Raw genomic sequence first — 20153 nt, 5'->3', positions numbered from 1 at the left:
CTGTATCCCCGCACTCGAACGGGGAATGACCGGACCCCTGCGCACATGCAAGCACTGTTGAACGAGATCCTCGATGCGGTTCGCCCCCTGATTGGTCAGGGCAAGGTGGCCGACTATATTCCTGCCCTCGGCACCGTGGCGGCCAATCAACTCGGCATTGCCGTGTACAGCAACGATGGCGAGATCTATTGCGCGGGCGATGCCGAGACGCCGTTCTCGGTGCAGAGTATTTCCAAGGTTTTCAGCCTGGTGCAGGCCATCGAGCATTCCGGCGAAGCCATCTGGGAGCGCTTGGGCCATGAGCCGTCTGGCCAGCCCTTCAATTCCCTGGTGCAACTGGAATTCGAGCGCGGCCGGCCGCGTAATCCGTTCATCAACGCCGGTGCCTTGGTGATTTGCGATATCAACCAGTCACGCTTCGCCGCCCCGGCGTTGTCGATGCGCGATTTCGTCCGACGGTTGTCGGGCAATCCCCAGGTGATGGTAGACGGCAAGGTTGCCGAGTCGGAATACCAGCACCGCGCCCGCAACGCAGCGATGGCTTATCTGATGCAGTCCTTCGGCAATTTCCATAACGACGTGGAAGCGGTATTGCGCAGCTATTTCAGCCATTGCGCGCTGCGAATGAACTGCATCGACCTGGCCCGCGCGTTCTGCTTCCTGGCCAACGATGGTTTTTGCAAGCACAGCGGTGAGCAGATCCTTAGCGCTCGCCAGACCCAGCAAGTCAACTCCATCATGGCCACCAGCGGCTTGTACGATGAGGCCGGCAACTTCGCCTATCGCGTTGGCCTGCCTGGCAAGAGCGGCGTGGGCGGCGGGATTGTGGCGGTGGTGCCCGGGCAGTTCAGCGTCTGCGTCTGGTCGCCGGAACTCAATACCGCTGGCAACTCCCTGGCCGGCATGGCCGCGCTGGAACTGCTCAGCCAACGGATCGGCTGGTCGGTTTTCTAGAAGCCAAAAAAAGGGCCCGCTCCTGACGCAGGAGCGGGCCCTTTGTGTTAGTGGAATGTCAGCAGAGGCGGTCGATGACCCGGACCTCGGCAGAGTTCTGCACCGACTGCCAGGCCTGGGTCAGCGTTTGCAGCACGCGGCCCATGAAGTCCTTGTCGGCGGCGGCTTTCTTGCCGACGTAGCCTTGGCCGCGACGGTACATCTTCAGCCGGGCGCACAGGTCTTCCTGGCTTTTCTCGAATTCTTCTTCCTGGGTGAAAGGCGAGAGGCAGTCCATATGGACCTGGCCAGTCTTGCTGATCCACAGGATATGGCTATCCAGGGTGTCCTTGTGTGCTGCGAACATGCGAGCCAGTTCATCAATAGATGGTTGATTATTCAGATTCATGTGTAAGCCCCTTGACCATTTGGTTGATCTGTCTGGTGGTTCGCAAAACTTCGCTGTTCGGTAAATTGCCTGCCTGCTACCGAAAACAGGTCGTCAGCGCTCGTCCGTCGAATCCGACGGGGTCGTGCATCGGTTGTGTAGTGTTATCGAAGGGCTGCTACGCAAATGCGCTACAACGATGAGAAACAGCGAAGAATCTTCAGGTCAGTGTCGACTTTTGACAGTCGAGCCCATGCGTCATGAGGATTGATCGCCAGCGTTTCTCGTCCTTGTTACCGGACGGTCTTGCCAGGTCAGCACCTTCAATCTGCCTTGTGGGCAGTCCCTTATCAAAAAAACAGCTCGGCGGTCAGACGAGCTTGCTCAAACATTTACCGTACTCCCGATCGGGGAGACGTCTGCATCATGCAAGGGCAAATCGGAGGCGTCAACGGTTTTGTAGTGATTATCTTTGGTCACTACATATTGTCGGACAAAATGGTTTGGGTATGAAAAACCGGCTGAGATTGGTTTGCCGTGGCGAGGGAGCAAGCTCCCTCGCCACGAAGGGACTCAGTGGGTTCAGGTGGCCTTGGCCTTGCCCGCTTTGCGCGGTGCGCCGTCAGCCTTGCGCTTGGCTGGTTTGCGTTTTTTCTTCCACGGCGCCGAGCCACGTCCGGCGGGGCTGGCCGGGCCATTGATGGTCAGGCTCATGCCTTGGCAGCGGGCGACGTGCTTGCTCATCCAGGCGGCTTGTCGCGTGACGAATTCTTCCAGGCTCATCTCACCGCTCTGCACCATGTCCAGGGCCTGTTCCCAGATGGCTGTGGTGCCGGGGTCGGCGATCGCCCGAGGCACCGCGTCGATCAGGCTGAACGCCGCTGGAGTGGCGGATAGGGCCTTGCCGTTTTTTACCAGGTAACCACGATCGAGCAGACCTTGGATGATCGAGGCTCGGGTTGCTTCGGTGCCGATGCCGGTGGTGTCCTTGAGCTTCTGCTTGAGCAGCGGGTCCTCCACCAGCTTGGCGACATTTTTCATCGCCTTGATCAGGTCGCCCTCGGTAAACGGCTTGGGCGGCTGGGTCCACAGATCCTTGGGGATCACCTCGTCCACATTGCAATCGCGGCCTTCGGCCAGCGGCGGCAGGGTTTGTGGCGCGGGGGCTTCGCGGCCGCGTGCGGGCGCCAGTGCTTCGGGCAGGGCGCGTTTCCAGCCGGGGTCGATGATCTGCTTGCCGACGGCTCGCAGGGCCTGGCCGGCACAATCGAAGTCGGCCTGGGTCCGGTCGTATTCATGGTTGGGCAGGAACTGCGCCAGGTAGCGCGCGCGAATCAGCGTATAGACGGCCCGTTGCTTGCCGGCGAGCTTGTCGAGGTTCTTCGCCGCGGCCGTGGGAATGATACCGTGGTGCGCGCTGACCTTGGCATCGTTCCAGGCGCGGGATTTGCGTTGCGGTTGCAGGTGCTCGCGCAGCGGCGCGAGGCCCGGGTCGGCCTGGGCGAGGGCGGCGAGAATGGCGGGTGCTTCGCCGTGCTGGCTCAAGGGCAGGAAACCGCAATCGCTGCGCGGATAGGTGATGAGCTTGTAGGTTTCGTAGAGCGACTGGGCAATGTCCAGGGTTTCCTGGGCGCCAAGGCCGAGCTTCTTCGAGCAGACCTCCTGCAGCGTGCCCAGGTCGAACGGCAGCGGCGCGGCCTCACGCAGCCGTTCGGTGCGGACCTTGATCACCCTGGCGGTAGCGGCATTGCCCATGGCTTGTGCCGCATCGCGAGCGAGGGCCTGGTTCAGGCAGCGCTCCTGGTCGTCGCAGGCATCCGGATCGGCGCGCCACTGGGCGGTGAAGGCCGTGCCGGCGTGGCTCAGTCGCACGTCGATGGCCCAGTAGGCGACCGGGACGAAATCGGCAATGCTACGGTCGCGGTCTACCACCAGCCGCAAAGTCGGTGTCTGCACGCGGCCTACCGGCAGCACGCCCTGATAGCCGGACTGACGCCCAAGGAGCGTGAACAGGCGACTCAGGTTCATGCCGATCAGCCAGTCGGCCCGAGAGCGGCCCAAGGCCGAGTGGTAGAGGTTGAAGGTTTCCGCTCCGGGCTTGAGGGCGGCCAGGGCCTTGCGGATCGATGCTTCGTCCAGCGCCGACAGCCACAGGCGCTGGATGGGCCCACGATAGCGGCAATGCTCGACCAGCTCGCGGGCGATCATTTCGCCCTCGCGGTCGGCGTCGGTGGCGATGATCAGTTCGGTTGCCTCGCCCAGCAAGCGCTTGACCGCTTTGTACTGGCCGGCGGTTTTCGGTTTGACGGTCATCTTCCATTGCGCCGGCACGATGGGCAGGTCGGCCAGCACCCAGCGCTTGTAGCGGGCATCGTAGGCGTCGGGCGGGGCCGTCTCCAGGAGGTGACCGATGCACCAGGTGACCGTGACGTTCGCGCCCAGCCAGCAGCCGTCGCCGCGTCGCGTGGCGCCCAGTACCGCGGCGATATCCTTGGCCTGGGACGGTTTTTCACACAGGTACAGCCGCATAACGCCTCTTCCTAAGCAGGTTTCATGGGGCGCTAGCATGGTCAGGGATCGGCGTCGCGGCAAGCTTTATCTGTATGGATATACAGATAAAACGTTGCGCTGCGTTGCAACGGGCCGTTTGGCGCAACGCCCGGCGGTTGTCTGCACAAGCAGAATGAATTTCTCGCAAGGGCGTCGCTCATAACTTGCAGAGCGGCTGAAACCGCAAAGCAAGCTAATGGAATCAAGGAGAGTCACTTTCATGAATTCGATGCCGAAGGGCAACGGACAGGCGACCACACGTTTGATTCTCGTCGTTGAGGATGATCCGACCATCCTGGAGTTTCTGTGCGAAATCCTGGAAGAGGAAGGGTTTGTCGTCGAGCCTCGGGAAAGCGCAGATTCGGCGCTGACGTTCCTGGAGGAGAGCGCCGACTATGTGGACCTGCTGCTGACCGATATCACCATGCCCGGGGCGATGGATGGAGCGGACCTGGCCAACCTGACCGGGGACCGCTGGCCACAGATACCGCTGCTGATCATGTCGGGCTTCGAGACGCCGGAAAGCGCGGGGATCAAGCACCAGGCCTCGTTCATCGCCAAGCCGTGGGCGCTGGGACAGATGCTCGATCTGGTGGAGAGCACGGTCAAGAGCCACTCGGTACACTGAAAGTGACCACAGCACCTGTGGCGAGGGGATAGACCCCCTCGGCACAAAGGGTCCAATGGGTGCTCAGTTGGTATCGAGGTCCACGTTGCGAGTTTCCCGCAGGCAGATCATCCCCACCACCAGGCTCACGCCGGTGATCACCACCGGGTACCACAGGCCGTAGAAAATATCCCCGGTGTAGACCACCAGGGCGAACGACACGGTTGGCAGGAAACCGCCGAACCAGCCGTTGCCGATGTGGTACGGAAGGGACATCGACGTATAGCGAATGCGGGTCGGGAACAGTTCGACCATCAGCGCCGCCAGCGGGCCGTAGCACATCGCCGAAATGATGATCAGCGCCACGATCAGGGCGACGATCATCGGCCGGTTGATCTGCTGGGCATCGGCTTGTTGCGGGTAGCCCGCCAGGGTCACCGCGCCGCGCAGGGCGGCTTCGTCGTAGCCTTCAAGTTTCACGTCGCCGACGCTGACCTGCACGGTGCTGCCGGCCGGTGCCGCGACGCTGGTGTAGGGCAGGCCTTGCTTGACCAGGAAGGTCTTGACCTTGTCGCAAGGGCTGTCGAAACGCGCCTTGCCCACCGGGTCGAACTGGAAGGTGCAGGTGGCCGGGTCGGCGACGACGGTGATCGGCGCCTGGCGGCTCGCCAGGTCGATGGCCGGGTTGGCGTAATGGGCGAGCGTCTTGAAGATCGGAAAGTACAACGCCGTCGCCAGCAGCAGGCCGATCATCAGCACCGGTTTGCGCCCGACCTTGTCCGACAGCCAGCCGAAGAAGATGAAGAACGGCGCGCCGATCACCACGCTGACAATCAGCAGGCTATTGGCAAGGGCCGGGTCCATCTTGAGAAACTGGGTGAGGAAGAACAGCACGTAGAATTGCGCGGCGTAGAAGGTCACCGCTTGCCCGGCATTGATGCTGAACAGGGCGATCAGCACCACCTTCAGGTTTTCCCATTTGCCGAAGGACTCGCGGATCGGCGCTTTGCAGCACTTGCCTTCTTCTTTCATCTTCAGGAAGGCCGGCGACTCGTGCAGGCTCAGGCGGATCCAGGTGGAGATGCCCAGCAGCAGGATCGACAGCAGGAACGGAATGCGCCAGCCCCAGACTTCGAACTGGTCACCGGTGAAGTAACGGCAACCGAGCACCACCAGCAGCGAGAGCAACAGGCCCAGTGTCGCGGTGGACTGAATCCAGCTGGTATGAAAGCCGCGCTTGCCCATCGGTGCATGCTCGGCCACATAGGTCGCCGCGCCGCCGTATTCACCGCCCAGGGCCAGACCCTGGAGCATGCGCAATACTACCAGGATGATCGGCGCGGCGATGCCGATGCTCGCGTAGTTGGGTAGCAGGCCGACGCAGAAGGTCGCCAGGCCCATGAGCACGATGGTTGCCAGGAACGTGTACTTGCGCCCGATCATGTCCCCCAGCCGACCAAACACCAGCGCCCCGAAGGGCCGCACGATGAAACCGGCGGCGAAAGCCATCAGGGCGAAAATGAACGCCGTGGTGTCGTTCACCCCGGCGAAGAATTGCTTGCTGATCACCGCCGCGAGGGCGCCGTAGAGGAAAAAGTCGTACCACTCGAACACCGTCCCCAGGGACGAGGCGAAGATGACTTTCTGGGTTTCCTGACTGGTGCCTGCGCTGCGCGTGGCTTCCAGGGGCTGAACATGTTCAGACATAGCGGTATCCCTCACAGTGATTGTTTTTGTTGTTCCACTGTCGACGCCGGGTTGGGGCGTCTCCTGATTTGACGCACTTCCTTGGCCTACTCATTTCCCCTGTGGGAGCGAGCTTGCTCGCGATGGCGGTCTGTCTGTCACCGATGTGGTGAATGTTCCGCCGCTATCGCGAGCAAGCTCGCTCCCACATGGAACTCGGCGATTTTCAGACCGTGGCGGGCTCCTTCTGCAGCGTAGCGCCCACGGTGGCCGGCTCAAGCATCATCCGTGCGGCCTTCTCGGCGATCATCAGCGTCGGCGAGCAGGTGTTGCCCGAGGTGATGCGCGGCATGATCGAGGCGTCGGCGATGCGCAGGCCCTTGATGCCGTGGACGCGCAGTTGCGCATCCACCACCGCCTCGCCGTCCTGGCCCATGCGACAGGTGCCCACCGGATGAAAAATCGTCGTGCCGATGCGGGCGGCGGCCTGATGCAGTTCTTCCTCGGTCTGCAGGCTCGGGCCTGGCAGATATTCCACCGGTTTGAAAGCACTCAGGGCCGGCGCGGCGACAATTCTGCGGGTCAGGCGGATGGCGTCGGCGGCGACCCGCAGGTCCTCGGGATGGCTCAGGTAATTGGGTTGGATCGACGGCGCCTCATGAGGATCGGCCGAGCGGATGTCCACGCGACCACGGCTCATCGGGCGCAGGTCACACACCGACGCGGTGAACGCCGGGAAGCTGTGCAGCGGTTCGCCGAAACGTTCCAGGGACAACGGTTGTACGTGGTATTCGAGGTTGGCCGAGGCCTGTTCCGGTCCTGAACGGGCGAACGCGCCGAGTTGGCTGGGGGCCATGGACAGCGGGCCACTGCGGTCGTACAGGTAACGCAGGCCCATGCCCATCTTGCCCCACAGGGTGCCGGCGATCTGGTTCAGGGTGCGGGCGTTTTCCAGCTGGTAGATCAGCCGCAGTTGCAAGTGGTCCTGCAAGTTGCCACCGACGCCGGGCAGTTCATGCACAACGCCGATGCCCAGACGCTGCAACAGGTTGCGCGGGCCGATCCCGGAGCGCTGCAAGATGCCCGGCGAGCCGACGGCGCCGGCGCACAGGACGATTTCCTTGCGCGCCCTGAAGCTCATGTTCTTGCCCTGCCAGCGGGCGCTGACGGCGTCGGCGCGGTTGTCACACAGCAACACCCGATCAACCTCGACGTCGGTCAGCACCGTCAGGTTGGGGCGATTGCCAATCGGTTTGAGGAAGGCCTTGGCCGCGTTCCAGCGCACCCCGGCTTTCTGGTTGACCTGGAAGTAGCCGCAACCTTCATTGTCGCCACCGTTGAAATCCTCGACGCTGGGGATGCCGCTCTGTTCGGCGGCGGTGCGGAAGGCATCGAGAATCGGCCATGACAGGCGCTGGCGTTCGACTCGCCATTCCCCGGCTGCGCCGTGAAGCTCGGAATCCCCCGCGAAGTGATTTTCGCTCTGCCGGAACAGCGGCAACACATCCTTCCAGCCCCAGCCGACATTGCCTTCGGCGGCCCAGCCGTCGTAGTCCGCCGCCTGGCCACGCATGTAGATCATGCCGTTGATGGACGAACAGCCGCCCAACACCTTGCCGCGCGGATAACTCAAGGCGCGCCCTTGCAGGCCGGGTTGCGCTTCGGTCTTGAAGCACCAGTCGGTGCGTGGGTTACCGATGCAGAACAGGTAGCCGACCGGGATGTGGATCCACGGATAATTGTCCCGCCCGCCGGCTTCGAGCAACAGCACCCGGTGTTGCGGACTGGCCGAAAGCCGGTTCGCCAGCAGACAGCCGGCAGGGCCGGCGCCCACGATTACGTAATCGTATTCATCGACGACAGGTTGCATTCGCGACCTCATTTTTTGTTCTTGTGGGATTCATCCTAGTTGTTAGTTTTCGTCAAAAGAATGTTAGTTTTTGCGCAGCGGCTGTGCGTTTATGAACAGTCATGACTTCAGGCGATTCAAGGATGGCTCATGTTCGACTGGAATGACCTGCGCTACTTCCTCGAACTGCAACGCAGCGGCCGCCTGCTGACGGCCGCGCGACGGCTCAACACCACCCATGCCACGGTGGCGCGGCACATCGAGGCGATCGAGAAAAGCCTCGGCACTGCGTTGTTTGTCCAGCACGCCCAAGGGTATGAATTGACTCCGGCCGGAGAAGCGCTGCTCAAGCATGCCGAGGCCATGGAGAACGTCGCGTTGCTCGCCCAGGAAGACATCACCCAATCCAGCGCGCCCCTCGGCAAGATCCGCCTCGGCGTGACGGAAGGGCTGGGCATCATGTTCCTCGCCAGTCGCATGGACGGCTTGTTCCAGCGCTATCCGGGGCTTGAAGTGGAACTGGTGGCCGTGCCGCGGTTTGTCAGCATCCTCAACCGCGAGGCGGAAATCAGCATTCACCTCGAACGCCCGGCGGCCGACCTGCTGGTGACCCGCAAGCTCACCGACTACAGCCTGGCGCTCTACGCCAGCCGGGCTTACCTGGACCGTTCGCCACCGTTACGCAGTCGCGAGGATCTGGCCCGCCATGCCTGGATCGGCTACGTCGATGACCTACTGTTCAGCCAGGAGCTGATGTTCCTCAACAGCTTTTGCCGAAACCCTCGCGTGGTGTTCCACAGCACCAGCGTCATTGCCCAGCAACAGGCTGCGCGCTCGGGCTTGGGGATCGCCGTGCTGCCGTGCTACATGGCCAGCAGCGATCCGACGCTGGTGCCGCTGCTGCCGGACGAAACCATCCGCCGCAGCTATTGGATCAGCACTCGCCGCGAGCTGCACAAGTCCGTCCGGTTGCGGGTGTTGTGGGATTACGTGGTGCAGTTGTGCGAGCGCGAGCAGGTGTTGTTGCTTCCCTGAGCTCATGCAACAGCCCCCCAAAAAAACTGTGGGAGCGAGCTTGCTCGCGATGACGTCGGCACACTCAACACATAGGTGACGGACAGACCGCTATCGCGAGCAAGCTCGTTCCCACAAAGGGCAGTGCTGGTTGCTCAATCTCGATCGGCCGTTTTCCGGGCGGCAGGCTCAGTGCTGCTTCGCACCCCAGCGGGAGCAAGCTCCCTCGCCACAGGGGGGCTTAGCGAATGGGCTGGCCGCCCAAGCCCCCTTTTATGGCCCCCAATGACCTCAAGCCGACGCGCTGGCGTGCCTTAGTGTTGCCCTACAACAAGAAAGGCGCAGCCAAGAGGGCCCCATGTCGGCAATGACATCAGCGATGTGCGCAGTTTCCGCCGGGCGTTCCGACGCTGGACCGGCATGAGCCCGAGTGCGTTTCGCAATGAGGGGCAAACGTTGTAGCCACGACATTCAGGCCGAGTCTGATTAAACTCCTGCCTTTTGTGAGGGGCTTCATTGCGGAGCCCGGTGGCCTCGATTCCATGAGTCAAACGATGAAAACGGTACGCTGGGGCATGATCGGTTGTGGCAGCGTGACGGAGCGCAAGAGTGGGCCGGCCTTCTACAAGGCGCCCGGTTCTGCACTGGTTGCGGTGATGGGGCGACGTTTAGAGGCCGTGTCCGATTATGCTGAACGCCACGGTATCGCCAGGTTCTACACCGACGCGCAGGCATTGGTCGATGATCCCGATGTCGATGCGGTATACATTGCGACGCCGCCCGACAGCCATTTCAGCTATAGCCTGCTGGTGGCGGCCGCAGGCAAGCATTGCTGCGTTGAAAAACCCATGGCCCTCAATGTCGCGCAGAGCCGGGAAATGCAGCGAGTCTTCAACGCCGCAGGGGTGCATCTGTTTGTGTCGTATTACCGGCGCTCACTGCCGCGTTTTCGCAAAGTGCAGCAATGGATCGAGCAAGGCTGCATCGGTAACATCCGGCATTTGACCTGGACACTGACCAAGCCCGCGTCGTCGGTGGATATCAACGGAGCGGTCAATTGGCGTACCGATCCGGCGATTGCAGGGGGAGGTTATTTCACTGATCTGGCCTGCCATGGCCTGGACCTGTTCCAGTTCCTGTTGGGGGACATTGTCGAGGTAACGGGTTTCGCCGCTCGCCAGAACGGCTTGTACCAGGCGGAAGATGCGGTCGTGGCCAATTGGCGTTTCGCCTCCGGTGCCACGGGCATGGGCTGTTGGAATTTCGTTGCTGACCGACGTGAGGACCGTGTGGAAGTGATCGGCAGTCAAGGGCGGATCAGTTTTTCGGTGTTCGATGATCAGCCGCTGCAACTGTGTACGGACACCTCCGTCAGCCTCGACATTCCTCATCATCCTGAGCATATTCAGTGGCACCATGTACTCGGCATGAATGCTCATATCCGTGGCGAATCGCAGCATCCGGCCGTTGCCGAACAGGCCTTGAAGACCGACTGGGTGATGGACCGCATCCTCCAGCGCTGCTGAAGCGAGCCCACGCGGGCATAACCTAATGCTCAAAGAGTATTTCCCAAGCGTCGGACAGTTTTCTTAAGATCTTGTCATAGCTCGTTATGACAAGTGATCGGGGCCATGTCCGACAACGTTCTTTCCCTCAGCAGCGTGCCGCTGCACACCCAACTGCGCGACGTGCTGCGCGCGCGCATTCTTGACGGTGAATACCCGCAAGGCAGCCAGATGCCCTCGGAAAGCGAGCTCGGCGCGCTGTTTCGCGTCAGTCGCATCACCGTGCGCCAGGCCTTGGGCGATCTGCAAAAGGAAGGGCTGATTTTCAAGATCCACGGCAAAGGCACGTTCGTCGCCAAGCCCAAGACCTTCCAGAACGTCAGCACACTGCAGGGCCTGGCCGAGTCCATGACCGGTCGCGGTTTTGAGGTGATCAACCGCTTGCTCAGTTTCCAGTTCATCGCGGCCGACAAAATCGTGGCCGAGCGCCTGAAGTTGACCGAAGGGGAAATGGTCGCGCAGATCAAACGGGTGCGGTTGATCAACCGCGAGCCGGTATCCCTGGAAATCACCTACCTGCCCAAGGCCCTCGGCGAGCGTCTGGAAAAAGCCGACCTGGTGACCCGCGACATCTTCCTGATCCTGGAAAACGATTGTGGCCTGGCCCTCGGTCACGCCGACCTTGCCATCGATGCGGTGCTGGCCGACAGCGACTTGTGCCAGGCACTCGACGTCGAGCCCGGCTCGCCGGTCATGCGCATCGAACGGCTGACCCATGACGCCGGCGGCCAGCCGCTGGATTTCGAATACCTCTACTACCGTGGCGATGCCTTCCAGTATCGCTTGCGGATCGACCGGCAAAAAGGGACGCAGGCATGACCCAGAGCTCCAGGAATATCCTCGAACAGGAATACGACATCGTCGTCATCGGCGGCGGCACCGCCGGCCCCATGGCGGCGATCAAGGCCAAGGAGCGCAACCGCGACCTACGGGTGTTGCTGGTCGACAAGGCCAACGTCAAGCGCAGCGGCGCCATCAGCATGGGCATGGACGGGCTCAACAACGCGATTATCCCGGGCCATTCGACGCCCGAGCAGTACACCAAGGAAATCACCATCGCCAACGACGGCATCGTCAACCAGGCGGCGGTGTACGCCTACGCCACCCACAGCTTCGAAACGATCGAGCAACTGGACCGCTGGGGCGTGAAGTTCGAGAAGGACGAAACCGGCGATTACGCGGTGAAAAAGGTTCACCACATGGGCGCTTATGTGCTGCCGATGCCGGAAGGTCACGACATCAAGAAAGTCCTCTATCGCCAGTTGAAACGGGCGCGAGTCAGCATCACCAACCGGCTGGTCTGCACCCGGTTGCTGACCGATGGGGAGGGCGCGGTGAACGGTGTGATGGGTTTTGACTGCCGCACCGCCGACTTCCATGTGATCAAGGCCAAGGCCGTCATCCTCTGCTGCGGCGCGGCGGGGCGCCTGGGGTTGCCGGCCTCCGGCTACCTGATGGGCACCTATGAGAACCCGACCAATGCCGGCGACGGTTATGCGATGGCCTATCACGCCGGGGCCGAGCTGGCGAACCTGGAGTGCTTCCAGATCAATCCCTTGATCAAGGATTACAACGGCCCGGCGTGCGCCTACGTCACCGGCCCGCTGGGCGGCTACACCGCTAACAACAAGGGCGAGCGCTTTATCGAATGCGACTACTGGAGCGGGCAGATGATGTGGGAGTTCCATCAGGAGCTCGAAGGCGGCAACGGTCCGGTGTTCCTCAAGCTCGATCATCTGGCCGAGGAAACCATCCAGAACATCGAGGAAATCCTGCACAGCAACGAGCGCCCCAGTCGCGGGCAGTTCCACGCCAATCGGGGCACCGATTACCGCACGCAGATGGTGGAGATGCACATTTCCGAGATCGGCTTCTGCAGCGGTCATTCGGCCTCTGGAGTGTGGGTCAACGAGCGGGCCGAGACCTCGGTCAAGGGTTTGTACTCGGCGGGCGACATGGCGGCAGTGCCGCACAACTACATGCTCGGCGCGTTCACCTACGGCTGGTTTGCCGGCCAGAACGCGGCGGACTTTATCGCTGGCAAGGATTTTTCGGCACTGGATACTCAGCAGATCGAGCAGGAAAAAAACCGCGTCTACGCGCCGCTCGACCGTGCGCATGGCCTGCCGCCGGCCCAGGTGGAATACAAGCTGCGCCGCTTCGTCAACGATTACCTGCAACCGCCGAAGGTCAGCAAAAAAATGCAGATCGGCCTGCAACGCTTCAGCGATATTCAGCGCGACCTTGATCAGCTCAAGGCCCACAACGCCCACGAATTGATGCGCGCCATGGAAGTCAGCGTGATCCGCGATTGCGCCGAGATGGCCGCCCGCGCCTCGCTGTTTCGCGCCGAAAGCCGTTGGGGGTTGTACCACTACCGGGTCGATCATCCGCAACGCAACGACAGCGACTGGTTCTGCCATTGCCATTTAAAGAAAGGCGAGGACGGCGCGATGACCTCGTTCAAGAAAGCCGTCGAGCCCTACATCATCGCCCTCGATGCCGACGAACTGCAGGCCTACGACCGGCTTCGGCTCGGTGCCGACGCGGCGTGAGCCCTACACCCAGAGAGAACGCCCATGGCCTATCAACCCCAGGAAATCTTCTTCCGCTCCAATGCCCCCGTCACCGTGGACGAGGACAAATGCATCGCCCACAAGGGCTGCACGGTCTGCGTTGATGTCTGCCCGATGGACCTGTTGGCGATCAACCCGGCCACCCAGAAGGCCTACATGGCGTTCGATGAATGCTGGTATTGCATGCCCTGTGAAAAGGACTGCCCGACGGGGGCGGTGAAAGTGGAGATTCCTTATTTGCTGCGGTGACTGAATAGACGCCTTCGCGAGCAGGCTCGCTCCCACTGGGGATCGAGGCCAGTCGCGGTTGCTATGTACACCCTGAACCTGTGGGAGCGAGCTTGCTCGCGATGAGGCCCGCCCTAGCACCACAAAAGCCATCCGGTCACCCCCGGACGCACCATTCAGAACACCCCTCGTTTCCCACCGCGCCCTGATCGTGGCGGAGACGAACATCCAATCAATGATTCGAGGGGACACACCCATGTTATTGCGTGCAGCGCTGGCCGGTCTGGTACTGGCTTCATTGACCTTGCCTGCCCAGGCAGAAACCATCCGCATTGCCATCGGTACCCAGGACACCACCATCAACTGCGCCGCCGGCGGGTTGTTGATCCGCGAGCTCGGCCTGCTGGACAAATACCTGCCCCACGACGGCGCGTACAAGGACGCCGAGTACGACATCCAGTGGAAAAATTTCACCAGCGGCGCGCCGCTGACCAACGAGATGGTCGCCGGCAAACTCGACTTCGGCGCCATGGCCGACTTCCCTGGGGCGTTCAACGGCGTGGCGTTCGAGACCGCCGGCAAGCACAGCCTGTTCATCAGCGTGCTGTCGGGCAGCACCCAGGGCAGCGGCAACGGCATTGTCGTGCCCAGCGCCTCGAGCGTGCAGTCCCTCGCCGAGCTCAAGGGCAAGACGATTTCCGTACCGTTTGCTTCCACCGCCCATGGCATGTTGCTGCGAGCCGTCGCGGCCCAGGGCTGGGATCCGCTCAAGGACGTGAACATCATCGCCCAGCCGCCGGAGGTCGCCGGCTCGGCGCTGCAAGCTGGCAAGATCGACGCCCACGCCGATTTTGTACCGTTCGCCGAACTGTTCCCCAGCCGCGGTTTCGCCCGCAAGATCTACGACGGTGCCCAGGCCAGGACGCCGACTTTCCACGGCGCGCTGGTGGATCAGGCCTATGCCAGAAAGTACCCGGAAATCGTCGTCGCTTATTTGCGCGCGACCATCGAGGCCAATCAATTGCTGGCCGCCGAGCCTGAGAAATACAGCGAGCTGATCGCCAAGGTCACCGGGGTGGATGCCGAGGTCAATTACCTGTTCCACGGGCCGCTGGGCGTACAGACCCGCGACCTGACCTGGAAACCCGAATACCGGCAAGCCGTCGGCACCGCGATCGACACCCTCAAATTGCTGAAGAAAGCTGATCGCGGCCTGGACCTCAACACCTTCATCGACGATCAGTACATCCGCGCCGCGTTCAAGGCGTCGAACCTCGATTACGCCGCGCAACTGGGCAACTACGCCCAGACGCCCCTTGGCAACCCCGATGCCTTGACCGGCCAGCCCATTACCGATCCCCGCCATGTGGCGCAGATCTGGGTACGCGGCGAGCCGACAGTGCGTCATTACGCCTCGGCGCAATCGGCCTTCACCGCGCTGGCGAATCTCAAACAGGAAGGCAAGGGCATCCGCGCCGTTTACGCCCAGGCCAGCGACAGCGGGATCAAGCTGCTGGCCGAGCAGGCGTGGTTCGCCAGCGATGCCAAGGGCCAACTCAGCGCGTTCCTGTTGAAAGGGCAGGCTGAGCAATTTGCCACGGCCGAGGGCGGCAAGGTCTTGGATTTTACCGAAGCCACCACCCAGGCAGTCGCCGCCCGATAAACCTGACACCGACCCCTGTGGGAGCGAGCTTGCTCGCGATGGCGTCAGGTCAGTTGAAGTTGAAGTGCCTGATATACCGCTATCGCGAGCAAGCTCGCTCCCACAGGGTCCATTGCGGAGGATAGATTTGTGTACCCATCACCCAAACGCTGGCTCCTGCGAGCCGCTTCCTTGTTGCTCTGCCTGCTGTTCTGGCAGCTCGCCGCCAACGGCCATTGGGACCTCGGCCTGGTGACATTCGCCAACGTCCCGGCCCCGCTGGCGGTGATCGAGGCCGCGCTCGGCCTGGGCGAGTCGGGCAATCTCGTTCGGCACTTGGGCAGCAGCCTGGGCCGGGTCTTTGCCGGGTATGGCGCGGCGTTGCTGGTGGGCGTGGCGCTGGGCCTGGCCATCGGCCGTTCCCGGTGGGCCGAAGACCTGTTGCTGCCACCGCTGGAAGTGCTGCGGCCGATTCCGGCGGTGGCCTGGATCCCGCTGGCGATCCTGATGTTTCCCTCGTCGGAACTGTCGATGGTGTTCATCACCTTCACCGGTGCGCTGTTCCCGATCCTGCTCAACACCGTGCACGGCGTCGAAGGAGTGGACCGGCGACTGGTCGCATCGGCGAAAAGCCTGGGGGCAGGGCGCCGGGCGATCCTGCTGGAGGTGATCCTGCCGGGCGCGGCGCCGAGCATCATCACCGGCCTCGCCATCGGCATGGGGACGTCCTGGTTCTGCCTGGTGACGGCGGAAATGATCGCCGGCCAGTACGGCATCGGCTACTACACCTGGGCGTCATACACCGTGCAGAACTACCCCGACATCGTCGTCGGTATGTTGCTGATCGGCGTGCTGGGCATGGGCAGCAGTTTGTTGATCAAGCGCCTGGGCGGGCTGTTCACGCCTTGGCACCGACCCCGAGGAAAAGCCTGATGAGCGCGATGCAAACCCCTGAAGGGCGGATCGATATCCGCCAGTTATCCATTGTCCTGGGCCAGGGCGCCCAGGCTTTCGAAGCAGTGCAGGGGCTGGATTGCCAGATCGAGGCCGGCCAGTTCGTCTGCATCCTCGGGCCGTCCGGCTGCGGCAAATCGACGTTGCTCGGCGCGCTCGCCGGGCACCTGCGACCCAGTGCCGGCACGCTGAATGTCGATGCGCTGCCGGTGGCCGGGCCGTCGCCCCAGCGCGGCATGGTGTTCCAACAGCACACCCTGTTTCCGTGGCGCAGTGTGCGCGACAACGTCGCTTTCGGCTTGAAGATGCGCGGCCAGGGCAAGCTTGAACGATACCGGGCTGCCGATGAAATCCTTGCCCTGGTGGGCCTGGAAGGTTTCGCCGGACACTGGCCGGACCAACTGTCCGGCGGCATGCAGCAACGGGTGGAGATCGCCCGGGTGCTGGTCAACCGCCCGCGTTTGTTGCTGATGGACGAACCCTTCGGCGCGCTGGATGCATTGACCCGGTTGAACATGCAGGAGCTGCTGCTGGACATCTGGACGCGCATCCGCACCACCGTTGTCTTCGTCACCCACGACATCGACGAGGCGTTGTTCCTTGCTGATCGCTTGCTGGTGATGAGCCCGCGCCCGGGCCGGATCATCGAGGACCTGCGCCTTGATTTCCCCCGGCCACGAACCACCGACCTGGTCACCCGCCCTGAGTTTTCCCGATTGAAACGCCATTGCCTCGAGCTGCTGCGCCATGAAGACGGCCGGCAATTGCCGCGCCTCAATCCCCTCGGGCTTCCTCCTGAAACCTCCTTGCCGCGATTTGCCCTATGACTTCTCTATTCGAAAACACCGACAACGATGACATTCTTGCCCTGCAACCACGCCTGACGGACGACGACGCGGGGGTGCGCCGCATCGCCCTGATCGAACTGGCTGACCTGGAGGAACCCGAAGGCCTGCTGTGGCTCGTCGACCGTTTGGCCGAGGATCCCAGCGCCGAGGTGCGGGCCGAAGCCGCGCGCTTGCTCGAAGCCTGGGAGGACGCACCGGTGGTCGCGGCCCTGTGCCAGGCCCTGACCGATCCCTCCCCGACCGTGCAGGCCGCGGCTGCCCAGAGCCTGAGCCTGCTCAAGGGCGAGGCGGCGGGGGAGGTGATATTGCCTTGGACCACCCACGCAGATGCCCGCGTGCGCATCGCTGCGTTCCGGGCCTTGCGCGAGTTGCGCCTGGGCGCTGCCGCACCGGCTGCGATCGCGGCCCTGGTCGACGCCGATGCCGGCGTGCGTCGCGAGGCGGTTGGCGTGCTGGGCTGGCTCAAGCAGCTTGAGGCTCTGCCGGCCCTGGCCCGGCTCGCCAGCGCCGATCCGGACAGCGAAGTGCGCCGCGCGGCCACCGGCGCCCTGGGCCTGGCTGCGGATGCGCAAGTCTTGCCGGCGCTGCGCCAGGCCTTGCGCGACCCGGCCTGGACGGTGCGTGAAGAGGCCGCCACCACGCTGGGCAAAGTGGGTCACGCCGACGCCGGCCCGGCCCTGATCGATGCCCTGGATGATGATTACTGGCAAGTGCGCCTGCGCGCCACCCGCAGTCTTGGCCGCTTGCGTTATGTCCAGGCGTTGCCGGCACTGATCGAAACCCTGGGCCATCGGATCAGCAATCTGCGCAAGGAAGCGGCGTTGGCGTTGGGCGAGTTGGACAATTCGGGAGCGATCCCCGCCTTGCAGGCAGCCCGGGACGATGGCGACCCTGAAGTGCGCAAGGCCGTTCGCATCGCCTTGGGCCAGTTGCAATGAGTCCGTTGACGATCGGCAATTCCCGGGACAAGGGCCAGTTGCGGCTGAGTTGGCCCGATGGTCGCGAGCAACGGCTGGACCATGTCGAGCTACGCAGGCAATGCCCATGCGCCCAATGCCGGGCGTTTCGCCTGCAAGGGCTGACGGTTCAGGTCGATGCCCGGGTGCGGGTGGTTGAGGTCAATGACCAGGGGTATGGGGTTCAGCTGGTGTTCAGTGATGGGCACGAGCGGGGGATTTTTCCCTGGGCTTATCTGGCGGGTTTTTAGTTGAATCCAACTGTTCGCAGATTTTTTGTAGGAGATTCGTTGTGGGAGCGAGCCTGCTCGCGAAGGCGGTCTGATTGGGTACATATTCCATTTTTTTTGGTAACGGCCGCGTATGGTTCCGCTCTTACAGCGGGTCACTTTTGGAAGAGCGCCAAAAGTAACCAAAAACGCTCTGCCCCACCACTCGGCACCTCGCTTAGGCTCGGTGTGCCCTCACTCCGGCATTGCTCCGTGGGCCGCCGCGAAGGGCCGTCCCTGGCCCAGCGCGGCTACCTCGGCATCCATGCCGAGGTGCCCACTGCGCAATGCCTGCGTTCGGCCAGCGTGGTTAACGGGGCGCCCCAGATCAAGATCAAGATCAAGATCAAGATCAAGATCAAAAGCGAGGCGGCATCTCTTCAGCTATACCCCGATCTAACTGTGGGAGCGAGCCTGCTCGCGAAGGCGGTGGGACTGCTCGCATGGATGTTGAATGTGTTGAAGCCCTCGCAAAAATTCTCCTACTCGGGAGGAATGTTGTTCAAAGACGACGATGAACCCCGTGGCGAGGGAGCTTGCTCCCGCTGGGCTGCGCAGCAGCCCCAAAACCATTCAGCAGGATTCATCCGGACAACAGCAGGTTTTTTACGACTGCTGCGCAGCCGAGCGGGAGCAAGCTCCCTCGCCACGGGTTTATCCTTTTCTTGGGGAAAGAGTATTTCCTTGTGAAAGGTGTTCACCTTCAAACATCCATGCAAGCTGACCCACCGCCTTCGCGAGCAGGCTCGCTCCCACAGGGAAATGCAAAACCCACCAGAATCAGGCTCGTCAGCCACCCCATGAACTGACTGGCGGCGCTTGTCAGGCAAAACCGACAGGAGTACAAATGTACTCCATGACGACTCTCACTCCCCGCCGTACCGCCATTCTGACCTTCATCCGCGAACGCATCGCCGAGCAGGGCCAGCCTCCCAGCCTCGCTGAAATCAGCGAGGCGTTCGGTTTTGCCTCCCGCAGCGTGGCGCGCAAGCATGTGCTGGCGTTGACCGAAGCCGGTTTCATCGAAGTCAATCCGCACCAGGCCCGAGGCATCCGGCTGTTGAACCAGCCGCCGCGCCCCGAGCTGCTGGACGTGCCGGTGTTGGGTCGGGTGGCCGCCGGCCTGCCGATTGGCGCCGATGCCGAGGTCCACAGCCGCTTGTTGCTGGACCCGGCGATTTTCACCAAGGCGCCGGATTACCTGTTGCGGGTCCAGGGCGATTCGATGATCGAGGACGGTATCCTCGATGGCGATCTGGTCGGTGTACAACGTACGCCCCAGGCCGCCAACGGGCAGATCGTCGTGGCACGCCTGGACGGTGAAGTGACCATCAAGCGCTTCGAGCGAGTCGGCGAGCGCGTGCGCCTGTTGCCACGCAACCCGGCCTACCAGCCGATCATCGTCGAAGCCGACCAGGACCTGGCGATCGAAGGCGTGTTCTGTGGCCTGGTGAGACAAGGCTGATGGGCGCCGTCGTTGCGCTGGACACGCTGTTCAATGGCGGCCAGGTCTGGAGGGGCCGGCCTGCGCCGCCGGCCGCCAGCCCGCAGCCCACCGGTCATGCAGCGTTGGACGCGGCATTGCCCAGTGGTGGCTGGCCGGACGCGGCGTTGACGGAAATCCTCATCGGCGCGCCGGGCGTGGGCGAGTTGCAACTGGTGTGGCCGACCCTGGCGCGGCTGTCGGCGGCGGGGGAACGCATCGTGCTGGTGGCGCCGCCGTTCGTGCCCTATCCCCAGGCCTGGCGAAATGCCGGGGTGGACCTGCGCCAGTTGTCGATCATCCAGGCCGACCCACGGGATGCCTTGTGGGCCACCGAACAATGCCTGCGTTCGGGCAGTTGCGGCGCGGTGCTGTGCTGGCCGCGCCAGGCGGATGACCGGGCTCTGCGTCGCTTGCAGGTCGCGGCGGAAACCGGCCAGACCCTGGCGTTCGCCTGGCGCTCGATCCAGGAAGCGATCAACCCATCCCCGGCGGCCTTGCGCATCGCCATCGATGCCCGCCCGGCACAATTGCGGGTGCTCAAGTCCCGGGGTGGACTGGCCCGTTCGGCGCCGATTGCGTTCACCACGCACACGGGGCATTGA

Annotated in this window: 19 protein-coding genes and 1 pseudogene; 16 read left to right on the top strand and 4 right to left on the bottom strand. The window is 62.7% G+C overall.

The window, feature by feature from the left end; all coding sequences use genetic code 11:
- The first annotated feature begins 45 nt into the window (after positions 1-45).
- The gene (gene glsB / locus J3P91_RS17155; protein ID WP_434573347.1) at positions 46-954 is read left to right on the top strand and encodes a glutaminase B; all 909 of its coding nucleotides are present in this window, start codon (positions 46-48) and stop codon (positions 952-954) included.
- A 58-nt stretch (positions 955-1012) separates the two neighbouring features.
- Here the strand turns inward: glsB and J3P91_RS17150 are convergent, their stop codons facing one another.
- Entirely contained in the window at positions 1013-1342 is a 330-nt protein-coding gene (locus tag J3P91_RS17150) for a hypothetical protein (RefSeq protein ID WP_305500244.1), read from the bottom strand.
- A gap of 561 nt (positions 1343-1903) precedes the next feature.
- The gene (locus J3P91_RS17145) at positions 1904-3850 is read right to left on the bottom strand and encodes a DNA topoisomerase III (RefSeq protein WP_434601198.1); all 1947 of its coding nucleotides are present in this window, start codon (positions 3848-3850) and stop codon (positions 1904-1906) included.
- Between the two features lie 241 nt (positions 3851-4091).
- Here J3P91_RS17145 and J3P91_RS17140 point away from each other — a divergent pair, with 241 nt between their 5' ends.
- Positions 4092-4499, top strand: a complete 408-nt coding sequence (locus J3P91_RS17140; protein WP_305500247.1) for a response regulator — start codon at positions 4092-4094, stop codon at positions 4497-4499.
- Between the two features lie 63 nt (positions 4500-4562).
- Here the strand turns inward: J3P91_RS17140 and J3P91_RS17135 are convergent, their stop codons facing one another.
- Both J3P91_RS17135 and J3P91_RS17130 read right to left on the bottom strand, forming a co-directional pair.
- Positions 4563-6185, bottom strand: coding sequence for an MFS transporter (locus tag J3P91_RS17135; protein WP_434601197.1), 1623 nt, complete (start codon positions 6183-6185; stop codon positions 4563-4565).
- Positions 6186-6390: 205 nt separating this feature from the next.
- Entirely contained in the window at positions 6391-8034 is a 1644-nt protein-coding gene (locus J3P91_RS17130) for a GMC family oxidoreductase (RefSeq protein WP_434601196.1), read from the bottom strand.
- Positions 8035-8163: 129 nt separating this feature from the next.
- Here J3P91_RS17130 and J3P91_RS17125 point away from each other — a divergent pair, with 129 nt between their 5' ends.
- From J3P91_RS17125 to imuA, 14 genes and pseudogenes are all read left to right on the top strand, one after another.
- Positions 8164-9048, top strand: a complete 885-nt coding sequence (locus J3P91_RS17125; RefSeq protein ID WP_434601195.1) for a LysR family transcriptional regulator — start codon at positions 8164-8166, stop codon at positions 9046-9048.
- 354 nt (positions 9049-9402) lie between these two features.
- Positions 9403-9489: pseudogene (locus J3P91_RS17120) on the top strand (AraC family transcriptional regulator); the annotation flags it as partial.
- Between the two features lie 92 nt (positions 9490-9581).
- Positions 9582-10553 carry a Gfo/Idh/MocA family protein gene (locus J3P91_RS17115; protein ID WP_434601194.1) on the top strand — a complete coding sequence of 324 codons (972 nt, stop codon included), beginning with the start codon at positions 9582-9584 and terminating at the stop codon, positions 10551-10553.
- Positions 10554-10658: 105 nt separating this feature from the next.
- Positions 10659-11411: a GntR family transcriptional regulator gene (locus J3P91_RS17110; protein ID WP_434601193.1), complete on the top strand. Its 753-nt coding sequence runs from the start codon at positions 10659-10661 to the stop codon at positions 11409-11411.
- On the top strand, positions 11408-13147 hold the full coding sequence (locus J3P91_RS17105; RefSeq protein ID WP_434601192.1) for a fumarate reductase/succinate dehydrogenase flavoprotein subunit: 1740 nt from the start codon (positions 11408-11410) through the stop codon (positions 13145-13147). The genes J3P91_RS17110 and J3P91_RS17105 overlap by 4 nt, the downstream gene beginning before the upstream one ends.
- Positions 13148-13171: 24 nt before the next feature.
- Positions 13172-13417 carry a 4Fe-4S dicluster domain-containing protein gene (locus J3P91_RS17100; protein WP_003180418.1) on the top strand — a complete coding sequence of 82 codons (246 nt, stop codon included), beginning with the start codon at positions 13172-13174 and terminating at the stop codon, positions 13415-13417.
- Between the two features lie 235 nt (positions 13418-13652).
- The gene (locus J3P91_RS17095) at positions 13653-15059 is read left to right on the top strand and encodes an ABC transporter substrate-binding protein (protein WP_434601191.1); all 1407 of its coding nucleotides are present in this window, start codon (positions 13653-13655) and stop codon (positions 15057-15059) included.
- A gap of 129 nt (positions 15060-15188) precedes the next feature.
- A complete protein-coding gene (locus J3P91_RS17090) occupies positions 15189-15971 on the top strand; it encodes an ABC transporter permease (RefSeq protein WP_434601190.1) in 783 nt (260 codons plus the stop codon).
- Complete coding sequence (locus J3P91_RS17085; RefSeq protein ID WP_434601189.1) at positions 15971-16819, top strand: ABC transporter ATP-binding protein; 849 nt, start codon at positions 15971-15973, stop codon at positions 16817-16819. The genes J3P91_RS17090 and J3P91_RS17085 overlap by 1 nt, the downstream gene beginning before the upstream one ends.
- Positions 16816-17778, top strand: a complete 963-nt coding sequence (locus J3P91_RS17080; protein ID WP_434601188.1) for a HEAT repeat domain-containing protein — start codon at positions 16816-16818, stop codon at positions 17776-17778. Before J3P91_RS17085 ends, J3P91_RS17080 begins: the two co-directional genes overlap by 4 nt.
- Complete coding sequence (locus J3P91_RS17075; protein WP_434601187.1) at positions 17775-18047, top strand: DUF971 domain-containing protein; 273 nt, start codon at positions 17775-17777, stop codon at positions 18045-18047. Before J3P91_RS17080 ends, J3P91_RS17075 begins: the two co-directional genes overlap by 4 nt.
- A gap of 231 nt (positions 18048-18278) precedes the next feature.
- On the top strand, positions 18279-18755 hold the full coding sequence (locus J3P91_RS17070; protein WP_434605246.1) for a hypothetical protein: 477 nt from the start codon (positions 18279-18281) through the stop codon (positions 18753-18755).
- 157 nt (positions 18756-18912) lie between these two features.
- Positions 18913-19530: a transcriptional repressor LexA gene (gene lexA, locus J3P91_RS17065; protein ID WP_305500270.1), complete on the top strand. Its 618-nt coding sequence runs from the start codon at positions 18913-18915 to the stop codon at positions 19528-19530.
- Positions 19530-20153 (top strand): translesion DNA synthesis-associated protein ImuA, encoded by a 624-nt coding sequence (gene imuA, locus J3P91_RS17060; protein WP_434573376.1) that lies wholly within the window; start codon positions 19530-19532, stop codon positions 20151-20153. The genes lexA and imuA overlap by 1 nt, the downstream gene beginning before the upstream one ends.

The organism is Pseudomonas sp. Z4-7 (assembly GCF_051131965.1).
In the GTDB taxonomy this organism is placed as follows: domain Bacteria; phylum Pseudomonadota; class Gammaproteobacteria; order Pseudomonadales; family Pseudomonadaceae; genus Aquipseudomonas.
The sequence above is the reverse complement of the archived record's forward strand: the minus strand, read 5'-3'. Positions and strand labels throughout refer to the sequence as shown.